Raw genomic sequence first — 14,410 nt, forward strand, 5'->3', positions numbered from 1 at the left:
GATGTAGCAGATAAGGTAAAGTCTTTTTCATATGAAAATAATATGACAGTATCTGAGGTACTAGAAGATATAATTAGTAAGATGTTTGATTCGGTTGAATTAAATGAAGAAGAACTTTTTGCATATGAAGAGAAGTATAAGAAAAAGTCAAAGAAGTCTAAAAAGTAGTGCGTAAAAAAATGGCTCTTTATAAATATGTGGATAGGGGTGATTGGTTCCAAGTGTAATAATAGAGGGGAAGTTAGTTATGTCATTACAAATAAAGAGCCAAAAAATATGATAGAAATAATGCAAGAAGAAGAGTAGAGAGAAGAAATGAGGAAGGTTTAACTAAAAAGCAACAAGAGCTGAAGATACTTCGAGATAAATTTAGGGTATTAAAAAATGAGGGGTAACAAATAAGAGAATTTCAGAAAAACTATCAATACCATTGAAAACACTGGAGAGACATATAATGAAAATGAGAAAAAGTAATCTACTATAGTATACCCTCATTTTTTGGCTCTTTATAAATATGTGGGTTTCTGTGAATGGAGAGGAAAAAGAGTTTGTTTTCCTCTCCATTTTTATATTTCTCTAAAAAGTTTAATAAAGCGGCTCTTTTATAAATATGTGAGCTTTTAAATCGATGGAGCTTGAATATTTACTTATTGAATTTAGTTCAGGGGAAGGACTTTTAAGTAATTATCCGAATAAAGTAGATATATTATAGATACCTTTTAAAACCTTTAGATTATGTATTTTAAAACATACCAATGGGTGTATAAATGAATTAATAAATAAAGTTAAAAAAGATAAGATAATTCTAATTATAAGCCATGATGATTTTATTATAAAAAATAGTAAAATAGGGGGGACATAATGATTGAAATAAAAAACTTAACTAAAAGATATGGTAAATCAGAGTATAAGGCATTAAATAATGTTTCATTTAATGTAAATCAGGGTGAAATATTAGGACTACTTGGGCATAATGGAGCAGGAAAAACTACACTTATGAACATTATGTGCGGATTAATGGAGCCAAGTAGTGGAGAGGTACATATTGATGGCATTAAGGTATGCAGAGAAAATCTAGACAAGATAAGAAAATTAGTAGGATATCTGCCACAACATACAGGATGTTATAGTGATTTCACAGTTGAAGATTGTTTAGATTATTTTGGTATACTAAATAAAATAGAATCTAAAACAAGAAAAAAGCGTGTATCTAATATAATGGAATATGTAAATTTAACAGAACAAAGAAAGAAAAAATTTAAAAACCTTTCAGGAGGAATGCAAAGAAGATTAGGGTTAGGTATAGCTCTTATAAATGACCCAAAAGTACTAATTGTAGACGAGCCAACAACAGGAGTTGACCCAAATGAAAGAATTAGAATGAGAAACTTAATAATGGACTTATCAGAAACAAAGACAATTTTATTATCAACTCATATAATAGAGGACATATCTTATACATGTGAAAATCTTGTATTACTAAGTAGTGGAAATCTAAAGTTCAATGGAAAAATAGAAGATATGATGAAAAAAGTAAGTAGTTGTGTATGGGAGTATAACACAAGTGATAGTACTAAGATAAAGGATTTATCTAAACACTATACAGTTTTAGGTGTTAAAAATTATGAAAATCATAAAGCAATAAAGCTATATAGCAAAGAAAAGCCATTTACAGAATGTAAATTAATAGATTCTACTCTTGAGGATTCTTTTGTAATAATAGACTCAATGGATGGTGAATTAAGATGAATTCTTTAAAAACTATTATAAATATAATGAAAATAGAATTTAAATATCAAATCAAGCAACCTTTTATATACATATATATATTTGTATTGTTAGGTTTTACTATAATGGATTTTGGATTTTTAAGAAATGAACCTTATGATACTAAAGAAAAGTATGAAAATATGTTAGGTAATATACCATATGAAGAGTTTAAAGATATGGATGAATCAGATTTTTATATGAAAATTTCAGGATCAAGTAAAGAAGAATATATACAGTGGAATGAAAAGCCTTATACAGCTATAGTTTATGAAAATAATTTAAATTTAGATGAAAAATTAGAATTAAGTAAGTTAAAAGATAATCAAGAACAGTTTATACAAGAACTAAAGACATTAGAAGATAGTGGTAAAGTTAAGTTTTATGGAGTAATGGATTTTAATGATATAAAGAAACTATCAGAAGAAGAATATAATAGTGCAATTTATAGTATATATGACCAATTTTCATCAGGAAATCACTTTACACAGGAAAAAGTTATAGGTATTAATACGTATAATGTAAATCCAACTTATGAAGAAGTGGAAAAAATGCTTACTAAGGAAAATATGTCTGAATTTATAGGAATAGAGTACTATTTAAGATTAACTAATATGGCTTGCATTTTGGGTATATTTTTAATTGTATTTACCTTTATGAAGGATTATAAGCTTAATAATAACACCAATATATACTCATCTTCTGTGAAAGGATATGAATATATTTTAGGTAAGTTTTTAGCCATAACATTATTTATGATAGTATCATTATTTTTAATAAGTTTTGGATATATTCTTATGATTAAAAGTACTTTTAAAGGCACTTTATGGAACTTTTATTTAAAAGATTTTATCAAGATATTTTTAATAATTCCATGTGTTACTATACCATTTTTTAATATTTGTACAATTTTAGTTACTATAATATCAAAAGATACAGTTATAACATCTATGATTATGTTTTTATATACAATGACATATGATGGACTTAATTATACAGCAACTGGAGAGAACTATGTTAATATGTTTAAGCCTTCTCCAAGGATTGCATGGGTTTATGGAAACTTTACTAAATTAGAACATAAAATATTTAACCATCAATATATATATATTACTTTAACGATAATAGTTATTTTATTTAGTATATATGTATGGAATAGACAAAGATATAAAAGGGAGGGCAGATAAGTATGGAAATTTTAAATATGTGGAAATACAATTTAAAGTTATTAAGTAAAAGAAAGATGATAATATTTTTTATATTTACTTTAATGCTTCCTTTTATTCTTAATATGAGCAGTATGGAATATTTAGAAATGTGCCTACCTCTATTTGGAGTATTTTTATTTTCAAATATTATGCTAATTGAGTTTGACTGTAAAATGGTAAGTTCTTTTTCTATGACTACTTCAAGTAAAAGTAAATGTTTTTTATTTAGAATGCTAAACAATATTATTTTTTATACAGTTTTATCCCTATTGTTTTTGATATTTATAAAAGTATTTAAAATAGATGCTCAGTATGAGTATAGAGCAATGGGTGTATCATATATAACATTATTAATATCAGGAGTTATAAACACTGCTTTATTTTCCTTAATATCTATAGCATTATCTAATATAACAAAAAATGATATTTTGGGAATGTTAGGTGCTTGTGGATATTGGTTATTTTGGTTTATTGCATATGGAAAGGATGGGTTTAAGATGTGGTTATTAAACCCTTTTAGTATTAGTGCTGGAGTAGAAGGACATTTTATTTATAAAGTAGTAACATTAGTAACAATATTAATATTGATTATATATAACTTACATTATATAAATAAAAAATTATATAAATTGAAATGATTATTTTGTAAAGCCATTTGGCAATAAATTTACACTAAATGTTTTATATCAAAGAATTGATACATTATTTAACCTTGTGGAAATTAGAAAATAGGTGAATATATATGTATTTTAGTAGGAAAACTTTAATTTGTGTAGAATATCCTTCTATAAAGGAATTAACCCACTTAGTGGATTAAATACTATTATAGGAGGATATTTTTATGGAACTAAAAATAAGTGATTTACCTCCACAATTTGAGAATATAGCTATAGAGCTTGGAATAGACAAAGTTAAGGCTTTATTTAGAGAATTTGGAGGGACATCAGTGTACTTTCCTACTGAAAAGATGATATACAAAGAGGCTAGAGATAGATCTATTATTGCTGATTACAATGGATTTAATCATAAGGAATTAGCAGCTAAGTACAATATGTCTGAAAGCTACATCAGAGCTATAATAAATAGGCACAAAAAAAGTGCTTAAGCAAAGGAGCTACATACCTAATTGTTAATTGGGATATGTAGCTCCTTTATATTTCTACTTTAGAATGGTAAGTTACAATAATAGATTATTTTTTATATTGTAAATTCGTTATTTTTTCTACAGTTCCATCTGAAAAAGTTTTATGAGTTTCAATTGTTCTATTTGTCCATGCAAATACACCATAGAAAGTTCCATATCTTGATTTTGCTTCAGTAATTTTTACCTTTTTACCAGAATTAGTATAATTTCTTATTTTACCTGCAACAGATGCTTTATAAAGTGAGTCTGCTGTAAATAGTATTGTCGCAGCAGGGCCAATCTTAGGAACAAAACCAAGTGCAGTACCCTTTATAGTTGTCCATGCTTTTTGCTCAACTCCACTTGCAAATTTAGCTCCATTTTGATATGTATAATAATACTGAGTATTTGTTTGCCCATATCCTGGTGCAGAAAGGCTAGTGCGGACAATTGCTTGATTATATCCACTTGGAATAACTCTAGTATTTGATGTTGCATATGTACTAACTTCATTTTCTACTATCTGTTCAATTTCATTCATAGTTTTTTCATTAATAACCCCATTTTCATCTATCTGACTTTTTTTTACAGGAACACCTTCCATATAACATACTATAGTATCATCTGACGCATTAATGAATTCTTTTGTAAAATTATTGGTATTGTCCGATGCAAAGGCTGTTCCAGCAACACCAGAGATATTGCAAGCTATAAGAGTAAGTGCAACTAGTTTTGTAATAAATTTAGATTTAAACATAATAAATTCCCCCTATTTATTTTTTTATAAGATATCCTTTGGTTATAGCTATATATTTTATTAAATATAACAAAATATAAAATAACATTACCAATAATGGAAAGTAAAAGTAACTAAGCTTTAAAATGATAAAAAGTGAGAGTGCAATCGCAATAATAAAACATGTAATGACACTGCTTAAAAATTGATATTTAAAAAACTTAGTTTTTTCAACTTCTAGATTACTGATATTGAACCAAGGTGATATTTTTTTTTCCTTTAAGTATTTCCAATTTAAAGATATATATATTGGGATAAATATAAATCCAAATAATATATACATATATATTTCTCTCCTTTCTTAAAAAAATCAAATGTATACAGTCCATTAATGGCATAAAACCTATTTCAATTAATATAACGAAACAACACAAGTAATATAGGACAAAAGAATAAAAAATATTTTTATGACAATAAAGTTTTATGATATACTGCGAAGTAAAAGAGTACTTGAGGGTGAAGGGGAGGTTATAAAATGGTAGTATATTTATCAATGATAGATGATGATGATGATATATATAAATTTGAAAATTTATACACTAGATATAAACAATTAATGTTTTATATAGCAAATCAAATTTTAGGAGATGAGCACTTATCTGAAGATGCTGTTCATATATCTTTTATAAAAATAGCTAAAAATATAAACAAAATTAATAATATAGATTCGAGAGACACAAAAAGTTTTATTACTGTACTAACAAAGAGGACATCTATAGATATCTATAGAAAAAATAAAAAAGAGAATATAGTTTCATTTGAAGAGCATTACTTAGATAATAACTTAGAAATTGCATATGATTTAAGCGATGATTCGGATACTTTTATAGTAGAAGCCATATCGAAATTACCTGAGATTTACAAGGAAGTATTTATATTAAAGTATAGGCATGATTTATCAAACAAAGAAATATCAAAGATTCTAAAAATTTCAAAAGATAATGTGGAAAAAAGGGTTCAAAGAGGCAAGAAAAAGCTACAGAATATACTTATTGATATGGAGGCTTGTTAAAGTGGATAAATTTAATATCAGTGATGAAGATTTAGTAAGATGTGTTACTAAATTTGATGATTTAAGAATTGAGAGTTTGTATAAGGATGAAGAAAAATTAAATTATACATTTACAAAAGAGTTTGAAAATAAAATGGATGCTTTGATTCGTAGAGAGAAAAAGGACTTTTCATTAAATCGTGCTAAGAAATTTGTAGTAGGTTTATCTATAATGATATTATGTATATTTTCATTGAGTCTTTCTGTAGAAGCAGTAAGAGATAAGGTATTAAAAATAATTGAAGAAATAAAAACCGAATTTACGATGTTTATGTTTTATAAAGATAAAAAAGATATAAATAGTGGATTAGTAGAACCAGAAAATAATGAACATGATTTATCAAAATTGCCAGTTCCACAATGTATTCCAAGTGGATTTAATGAAGTTAATAGATTAGAGTCACCTCTTGATACTATTATTATTTATCAAAATAATGAAGGGTTACAGATTAGATACAATGTAAGCACTATAGATAATAACACTATTACATTAGATACTGAGGATGCAATTGTTGAAGAGTTATATATCGGTGAATACAACGCTAAATATATAGAAAAAAATGATATGAAACAAGTATTTTGGAATGATGATGATTATATTTATTTAGTTGATTGTAATTTGAGGGATAAAGAAGAATTAATAAATATAGCTAAAAATATAAAAAAATAAAATTTAATTGTCCATTTTTTAATTTCTCCTTCGTTATATTAGTATAAATACTAATATAACGAAGGAGAAATTTTTATGAAAAGATTTTTTATAACAGGAGCGATAGCTTTACTTACTATATCGAACTCTACAGTAGTTAGCCTGGCAGATGGATTAACTGTAGTAGATAATAATATGAGGATAGAAGATATAGCACCTAGATATCAATATATATCATCAGCAAGAAGTAATATTTCTATAAATTCAAGTGGAGTTTCAACGATATCTTGTTCAGCTTTAGGAGTTTCAGGTGTAACTAAAATAGAAATAACAGCTTACTTACAACAATATAAAGGAGGAAGATGGGTTAAGATAGCATCATGGTCAGGTTCAGGAACAAATAATTGTTTAGTTTCTAAAACTAAATCTGTAACAAAGGGATATTCTTATAGAGTGAGTGCAAAAATAAAGGTATATAAAGGAACTCAATCTGAGGGTATAACGGTAAATAGCAATACAGCTAAGTATTAATAATAAGGAATTAGTAGCTAAGTACAATATGTCTGAACTATATAGGCATAAAAAAGTGCTTAAAGCAAAGGAGCTACATACCTAATTGTTAATTGGGATATGTAGCTCCTTTATATTTTATCATTTAGTTCACTTATATTTGAATTCAAAGAATTGATACTTACACTTAGGTTTTCTAGTTTCCCTTCGATTCTAACCAATAGATACATGGTCACGATAGCAGGAAATCCTAGATTAGCCACTAACTGCATTAAATCTAATTCCACGACTTATTCCTCCTAAATACTTTTAAAAATATTTTGCTAACACGTTGCTCAAACTGCTAAGAAAGCCCCTCATGAGCTTAGAGGGACATTTCTTAAGGTGTTATAAGTGTTATGCAACTACAAGATCATATTCTGGAGTTTCAGTTTGAACAACTTTTGCTTCTACTAGAGCTTGTAAATCTTCTCCATTAGGGGCATATTTTAAGCAATGCACCTAGCCATAAGGTTTATTTGCTTTATTTAAGTTCATTGTATTAAAGGATTGGCTCTAAGTCCTAAAATATAGTTGATGAATATTTTTTATGATTTAATAGTAATTAAAAAATATTTAATTATTATTAAATATATATAAAAAATATATTAAATAAATATTAAATCTTTATTTAATGAAGAAGGTAGTAGACTATGAGTATTGAGAATCCAATGTTAAACAAGAAAAATGGGTTACTTAATATAAAGCAAAAAATAGAAGAAAAATTAACTGGACAAGACTTTATAAATAGCAAAAACAATAATATAAATGTATTAGGTTTAATAAATAAACCAAAGCAAAAAGAAGAAAAAGTTATGTTAGGAATAAAGCTAAAAAAAGATGTAGCAGATAAGGTAAAGTCTTTTTCATATGAAAATAATATGACAGTATCTGAAGTACTAGAGGATATAATTAGCAAGATGTTTGATTCGGTTGAATTAAATGAAGAGGCACTTTCTGCATATGAAGAGAAGTATAAGAAAAAATCAAAGAAGTCTAAAAAGTAGTGCGTAAAAAATGGCTCTTTATAAATATGTGGTGTGTGATAAGGTCGAGTAATCAATAAATATATACTAAAAGCCCCCTTTATGTTAAAATTTAAGTATATAAATCGAAAATTAAATGGAAAAAAGCCAGAAGTGTATAAGTTTGGCGACTTACTTCTAGCTTTTTATATAGCACTCTTGATAAGAGATAACTCAAATAAGAGATTTTTTATATTGTTATTATGTATTCATATTATCATAATAATTCTAATATATCAATAAATTTGATATTTATTTGAACAATATGAAAAATAATTATAGATTTTATTAACTAGAACATATTTTTAGAGTAATTTTTATAATTAAAAGAGAGATCTCCTTATCTTTAGTGTCAACATACTAAAAATAGAGGGGAATTTTTTTATGCAAATGACAAAGTTCTGTGACCATCTATATGATGAAAGTACTGATGGTTATATTCAAATATTAAAAATAGATGATAAAGAAAATAATGGTGAGAAGACCATTAAAATATACAATACTAAAAATGACGGGCTAAGAGAGATTGTAGAAGAATTACATAAGAAAGATGATGTATTTTTAGCACCAAATACAATGTATCTACCAAAAAGAAGAGTAGAAAATATAAGACAGTTTAGAGCCTTATTTCAAGATATAGACTGTGAGAGTATGAGCTTAGAAAAGGCTGAAACAGTATATATGATATGGCTACTACATTATGAAGGTAAAATACCTAAACCAACTATGGTGACAGATAGTGGAAGAGGAGTACATCTTTACTTTAGAATACAAAATGCTCCTTATGGAGCTTTAAATACATGGCAAGAGCTACAAGATTACATATATTATAATTTAAAGCATTTAGGGGCTGATAGAAGAGCAACAGATGGAGCAAGAGTACTTAGATTACCTGGAACTATAAATTCGAGATGTGATACAAATTGTAAGGTTTTATATATAGATAACGATATAGAGTACTCTATGTATGAATTAAGAGAAGAGTATTTAAATTATAAGCCTAAAACACATCAACTACAGATGCAACAGGTTAAGAAAATTGATAACAAAGTTATTTGTAATAGATTCTTTAATTCATATAGTTTACATATGGAAAGAGCTAATGATTTAGAAACTTTATGCAGACTTAGAAAATATGATATGACAGGTTGTAGAAACATGGCCCTACATTGTTATGCATACTGGAAGGGCATTTATATAAGAGATGCTTATGACCTTGAAAATGTAGTTATAGAGTTTAATAATGCATTTACTGAACCACTGAAGGAAACAGAGGTACAAGCGATTTTAAGATGTATACCAAAGGCTATAGAAAAGTTTATAGCTTATGAACAAGGTATAAGAAGCGGTGAACGTAAGAGGGTTACTAAAGGCATGAGGGATAAAGAAGGCTATTGGTATAAAAATGAAACTTTAATAGATAGATTAGGAATTACAAGTAAAGAGCAAAAACATATGAAAACTATTATAGGAATTGATGAAAAATATGATAGGAATAATGAGAGAAGAAGAGCAAAGAGAAGAAATGAAGATGGTCTAACTAAAAGACAACAGGATAAGTTAGAGAGATTAAATAGTATAAAGGTTTTAAAGGAGAAAGGTTTAAATCAAAGCGATATAGCGAAAGAACTTGGTATAAGTAGACAAGCAGTAAGTAAATTAATAAAAGAATTATAATTGTTCGTCAACTGAAATGGCTCTTTATAAATATGTGGTCTTTTCGGAGAAGTTCTTTTACTATAAAGTGGTGACATGAAATGACTCTTTATAAATCTGGAAGAAGGAACCCTTAATAGAGTTCCTTTTTTTTTTATTTATTATTTATACTTTCATATACAAAGATTCCAGCTGTAGAATTTTTATCATATTCATTTTCATTATTTTTATAAGGATGCATATATTTCACAATATACTCTTTATCTCCAACTCTATAAGTTATTTGTGTAACTCCTACTTCATCTTCATACTTACTATTGACTTCTTTTATGTCTTCATGAGTATTTTCTTTTACATATTCAATAGATTCTTCCATAGTCAATATTTGGGGATTTACTTCACTACTATATGAGATCTTCTTTATAAGTTCCATATTGTGAAATTCATTTATGTTTTTTATTTCTTTATTAACTTCATCTATATCTTTGATGGCAACAACTTCCTTTGGTATAGACTCTTGAATATTATTATTTAACTTAGATAATATATCTTCTTGTTCTTTTAAGTTAGAACTATATATCTCAGTCATAGATGTATTAGACTCTTCTCCCATTACATCTACACCTTTTCCTATTTCTGATTGAGTATATAAAAACATATTTTCACAGTTTAACTTTACTCCCTTTATATACTTCATATTATCCTCACCGATTAGTGTTACCAGATTTTTTCCTACTTTTATAGCTAATTGATTTTCACCCAAGTCTATAATATTCTCTTTGTCAATTTTAGCTATTTCTTCTTTTGGGAACTCAACGCTACTTTCCGCTATCTTTGCAAATTTATAATATGTTTTAAATAGTTCATTATTTTTAGATGATTCATCAATATATTCAACTAAATTCTTTTGGTCTTCTACGGATACTGATCCTACTTTAGTAAAGAAAGAAGACCTATGGTCACTTGCTACTGTTGCGTCATAAAAAGCATGTATTCCATTTAAATATCCATTTTTACTAGTATTTAAATAATGTATATCTACTAAATTTCCATCTAAATTTGGTGTATATGCTACAGATACTTTTTCTTTTTCTTTTCCAAATTCTACAGACATCAAATTCTTTCCAGAGTTAAATGCACTGCTCACATAACCATCGACATTTGTAAGTTTTTTATCTGAAACTAATTCTTTTATTTTGTTAGGATTTACTATGTCTCCGTTCAATTGTGCTTTAACTATTGTACTATAGTCATTTTCTATATTTGTTAACCCTTTTTCACTGTGACTCTCTTTTTTTGTTTCTACTTTTGAACTTTCTCCTCTTGAAGTAGTAAGCATAATAGGCGCCGTTATTCCAACTGCTAACACTCCAACTACTGTAAATAATACTGTTTTATTTTTTATATTTTTCATCCCTTTTATACTCCTTATTCTTTTCTTAAGTTTACTTTTATCATTAGCCATACTCATAAGAGTTGGATAAAATAATGATTGATTTGACTTTTCGATTACAGATATTATAGACTTTGCATACTCTTTATGTTCTTTATTTTCTAATATCATCAATACTTTTTCATCTGTTGCTAATTCAATATCATCCCTAACTTTACTTAGTAAATGCCATATTATTGGATTAAACCAATGTATTGCTTTTATAACTAATATTATGTAATTTACTAATATATCGTTTCTTTTATAATGAGACAATTCATGTAAAAATATATACTCTAACTCTTGATCTTCAAGTGTAACCATCTTTAGTGGTAATAATATTTTAGGAGATAAAATACTGATTAGTGCAGGTGTATCTATTTCATCATTTACGATTAATTTAACTCTTTTACCTGTTTTAGATTTTTTTCTGGCACATTCTAATATATATTCTAATCTTTCATCATGCTGTACTTTACCTTTGCTTAATTTTATATTTAAAGTGGTATATACTAATAATACAAATGATAGTGAATAAGTTTAAAAGCTCGTACAAGCTAGAATACGAGCTTTTTTAATACTTTAAATTAATAAGCCAATGTTGAAATTCTAAATATTCAAAATAACTTAGGTTTTATTATTTTTTTGTACTTTATTTTTTGAAGTTTTAGTAATTGGTTTACATTTAACCATAAAACCTACTTTAAATTTTATAATTTAGATAAATAAATTAAATATAAAAAATGAAAAGGGGATTTTTATGGGAAAGTTAGTTATTGATTTAGGGCATGGAGGCAAGGATCCAGGAGCCATTGGACCAACTAAAATTTGTGAGGCTGATGTAGTTTTAAATATTGGGTGTGAAATTGATAAAATTTTAAAAGGCTATGATTTAGATTATAAGTTTACAAGATTTAGCGACAAGTATCTTTCATTAACTGAAAGGGCTAGATTTTCAAATAGGTTTGGAGCAGATTACTTTGTATCTATTCATATTAATTCATCAAATGATAGAAGTGTTAGAGGTGTTGAGGTTTGGCAATATGATGGAGATAATAGTAAGTTAAATAGTTTTTCAAAATGTGTTTGTGATGATATTTCAAAAATTTTAGATATTAGAAATAGAGGTGTTAAGTATAATAAAAATTTTACTGTACTTAGTAAGACTACTATGCCTGCATGTTTGATTGAAGTTGATTTTATATCAAATATTGATGCGGAAAGAGATTTAAAAGATAGTGTTAAGATTAAAAAAATAGCTACTGCTATTACTGAGAATTTGATAGATTTATTTAGTGTAGAAAATATAATCAATGATGCTTTATATAGAGTTTGTATTGGAGCTTTTAAAGATAAGAATAATGCTATAAAACAAGTTGAAAAGGCAAAAAATAAGGGATTTGAGGATACTTATATAATTAGAATGAATTGACATTAGAAACTAAAATATTATGGTACATTTTTCTATGTTTAGCATTGCAAAGTAAAGTCTTTGAAGAATAAAGTTAATAAATTTTAGAAATGATTGACTTTAGAATATAAGGTTAATATAGTTTATTGAAAAATACAAAGGAGTATATCTAATGAAATATAGTAACTTCAAAGGATATACTCTTTTGTATATATAACTGTTATGAAAATCTAAATTTTAAGACTACTTACTTTAGTTTCAGGGAATAGTTATTTTATTTACTAAGATTTTTAAATACCCGAGTTATGTGCAATAACATATAGCATAGGAATTGTTATATATATGATTGCTATTAAGCAATAATGAATTACCATATTTATATTTTTATTTATTATCCAATATATTACTGATAAAAAGCAATATATTAAAAATACACCTGCTACCATTATAGGAATGTTATATGGGTAATCATAAACTGTTGCCATTATAGGAACCTCATATAGATTGTGGTCTATAATCCAATTAGGTACTGATACAGAGGAGAGAGCTAAAATTCCTGCTATAATCCAATCTATCATCTTCCAGTCTTTATACTTACTCATTTCTAAATTCACTCCATTCAAGTTAGCTTATTTACTAATTTTACCATAAATAAATTAAATTCACAAAATACAATTATTCCTTAAAAACTTATTTGAAGTAGTATAGTAAAAAAGCCCTTAGAATCCATTTATTTGGGTTATAAGGGTATTAACTTTGTTTGAAAATATCTAACTATACTCTAAAGTGAAATTTTAAGACTTGTTGTTTTAATATAAAAAATGTACATAAAATAGTGTTTTTCATTTCTTGTACATTTAGGATATTGATTTAAATATTTTGTAGATGTTATAGAGCAAATAAAGACGTTCATCAAACTATATGTTTTTTTGAACATATTTTTTTATGGTTGAATTAATTTACCTGTAGTTATTAAAGACCCAATTGCGCATACCACTACAATTATAATAATAAACCAACCAAACCATACAATCGATTTTATTATAGTTTTTAAGACCGACTCAAAATATGAAATATCTATAGACTTATGATTTTTTTCTTTAATATCTTGAACGTCTATATCTTTCATAAGTTCATCTAAAGTCAACTCAAAGAAGTCACTTAATAAAACTAATTTCTCAAAGTCTGGATATGATTGACCACTTTCCCATTTTGAAATAGTTTGTCTAGATACATTTAATTCTCTTCCAAGTTCTTCTTGTGACAAACCTTTCTTTTTTCTTAAATCTAATATTTTTTCATTAAATTTCATATAATATAAATCCCCTTTGGCTAGATAATATAATATTTATTCTATCTATATACTATAAAGCTGTCTATCAACCTTTATTTGCAATGTGTAAACTAAGATTAACATGTTGAAATATTAACCACTATACTAAGAGTTTTCTTACATAATTGATTGAATGTCCACTATAACAGATGTTTTTGTGGTCATTCTTGAAAAACTATTCCTTAAAAATACATTTAAAGATATCTAGCAAAAATGCTCTTAAAATCCATTTATTTAGATTCTAAGGGCTTTAACTTTATCTCAAATACATAACAAGTCTTTAAAGTAAAATTTTAAGACTTGTTGTTTTAATATTTTTTAGATGTGTTATAGATCAAGTAAATATGTTCACTAAATTATATATTTTTTTGAAAATTAAAAAGAGCATTGTCCATTAATGCTCATTAGTT

14 protein-coding genes and 1 pseudogene are annotated in these 14,410 nt (G+C 26.4%); 10 read left to right on the forward strand and 5 right to left on the reverse strand.

What is annotated here, in order from left to right; genetic code table 11:
• The first annotated feature begins 861 nt into the window (after positions 1 to 861).
• The 4 genes from I4U89_RS14575 to I4U89_RS14590 all read left to right on the forward strand — a co-directional run bounded on the left by I4U89_RS14575 (position 862) and on the right by I4U89_RS14590 (position 4,080).
• Positions 862 to 1,749, forward strand: coding sequence for an ABC transporter ATP-binding protein (locus I4U89_RS14575; RefSeq protein WP_195941006.1), 888 nt, complete (start codon positions 862 to 864; stop codon positions 1,747 to 1,749).
• Complete coding sequence (locus tag I4U89_RS14580; protein ID WP_195941007.1) at positions 1,746 to 2,954, forward strand: hypothetical protein; 1,209 nt, start codon at positions 1,746 to 1,748, stop codon at positions 2,952 to 2,954. Before I4U89_RS14575 ends, I4U89_RS14580 begins: the two co-directional genes overlap by 4 nt.
• Positions 2,955 to 2,956: 2 nt before the next feature.
• Positions 2,957 to 3,613, forward strand: coding sequence for a hypothetical protein (locus I4U89_RS14585; protein WP_195941008.1), 657 nt, complete (start codon positions 2,957 to 2,959; stop codon positions 3,611 to 3,613).
• Positions 3,614 to 3,816: 203 nt separating this feature from the next.
• Positions 3,817 to 4,080, forward strand: a complete 264-nt coding sequence (locus I4U89_RS14590) for a Mor transcription activator family protein (protein WP_195941009.1) — start codon at positions 3,817 to 3,819, stop codon at positions 4,078 to 4,080.
• 85 nt (positions 4,081 to 4,165) lie between these two features.
• Here I4U89_RS14590 and I4U89_RS14595 read toward each other — a convergent pair whose 3' ends face one another.
• Positions 4,166 to 4,855 (reverse strand): hypothetical protein, encoded by a 690-nt coding sequence (locus I4U89_RS14595; RefSeq protein ID WP_195941010.1) that lies wholly within the window; start codon positions 4,853 to 4,855, stop codon positions 4,166 to 4,168.
• Positions 4,856 to 5,369: 514 nt separating this feature from the next.
• Between I4U89_RS14595 and I4U89_RS14600 the strand changes: the two genes are divergently transcribed.
• The 3 genes from I4U89_RS14600 to I4U89_RS14610 all read left to right on the forward strand — a co-directional run bounded on the left by I4U89_RS14600 (position 5,370) and on the right by I4U89_RS14610 (position 7,125).
• Positions 5,370 to 5,906 carry an RNA polymerase sigma factor gene (locus tag I4U89_RS14600; RefSeq protein ID WP_195941011.1) on the forward strand — a complete coding sequence of 179 codons (537 nt, stop codon included), beginning with the start codon at positions 5,370 to 5,372 and terminating at the stop codon, positions 5,904 to 5,906.
• 1 nt (position 5,907) lies between these two features.
• Positions 5,908 to 6,615, forward strand: a complete 708-nt coding sequence (locus I4U89_RS15955; RefSeq protein ID WP_195941012.1) for a DUF4367 domain-containing protein — start codon at positions 5,908 to 5,910, stop codon at positions 6,613 to 6,615.
• Positions 6,616 to 6,690: 75 nt separating this feature from the next.
• Positions 6,691 to 7,125, forward strand: coding sequence for a hypothetical protein (locus I4U89_RS14610; RefSeq protein ID WP_195941013.1), 435 nt, complete (start codon positions 6,691 to 6,693; stop codon positions 7,123 to 7,125).
• A gap of 110 nt (positions 7,126 to 7,235) precedes the next feature.
• Here the strand turns inward: I4U89_RS14610 and I4U89_RS14615 are convergent, their stop codons facing one another.
• Positions 7,236 to 7,391, reverse strand: coding sequence for a YvrJ family protein (locus I4U89_RS14615; protein WP_330615580.1), 156 nt, complete (start codon positions 7,389 to 7,391; stop codon positions 7,236 to 7,238).
• A 405-nt stretch (positions 7,392 to 7,796) separates the two neighbouring features.
• On the opposite strand from I4U89_RS14615, the gene I4U89_RS14620 reads away from it, so the two are divergent.
• Entirely contained in the window at positions 7,797 to 8,150 is a 354-nt protein-coding gene (locus I4U89_RS14620; RefSeq protein WP_195941014.1) for a hypothetical protein, read from the forward strand.
• Positions 8,151 to 8,552: 402 nt separating this feature from the next.
• Positions 8,553 to 9,845 (forward strand): MarR family transcriptional regulator, encoded by a 1,293-nt coding sequence (locus I4U89_RS14625; protein ID WP_195941015.1) that lies wholly within the window; start codon positions 8,553 to 8,555, stop codon positions 9,843 to 9,845.
• Between the two features lie 133 nt (positions 9,846 to 9,978).
• Here I4U89_RS14625 and I4U89_RS14630 read toward each other — a convergent pair.
• Positions 9,979 to 11,754 (reverse strand): annotated as a pseudogene (locus I4U89_RS14630) (M56 family metallopeptidase); the annotation flags it as partial.
• Between the two features lie 262 nt (positions 11,755 to 12,016).
• Here I4U89_RS14630 and I4U89_RS14635 point away from each other — a divergent pair.
• Entirely contained in the window at positions 12,017 to 12,688 is a 672-nt protein-coding gene (locus I4U89_RS14635; RefSeq protein ID WP_195941016.1) for an N-acetylmuramoyl-L-alanine amidase, read from the forward strand.
• A 269-nt stretch (positions 12,689 to 12,957) separates the two neighbouring features.
• Here I4U89_RS14635 and I4U89_RS14640 read toward each other — a convergent pair whose 3' ends face one another.
• Both I4U89_RS14640 and I4U89_RS14645 read right to left on the reverse strand, forming a co-directional pair.
• Positions 12,958 to 13,269, reverse strand: coding sequence for a hypothetical protein (locus I4U89_RS14640; protein WP_195941017.1), 312 nt, complete (start codon positions 13,267 to 13,269; stop codon positions 12,958 to 12,960).
• Positions 13,270 to 13,610: 341 nt separating this feature from the next.
• On the reverse strand, positions 13,611 to 13,979 hold the full coding sequence (locus I4U89_RS14645) for a helix-turn-helix domain-containing protein (RefSeq protein ID WP_195941018.1): 369 nt from the start codon (positions 13,977 to 13,979) through the stop codon (positions 13,611 to 13,613).
• Positions 13,980 to 14,410: the final 431 nt, after the last annotated feature.

The organism is Romboutsia sp. 1001713B170131_170501_G6, assembly GCF_015668195.1.
Taxonomy (GTDB): domain Bacteria; phylum Bacillota; class Clostridia; order Peptostreptococcales; family Peptostreptococcaceae; genus Romboutsia_C.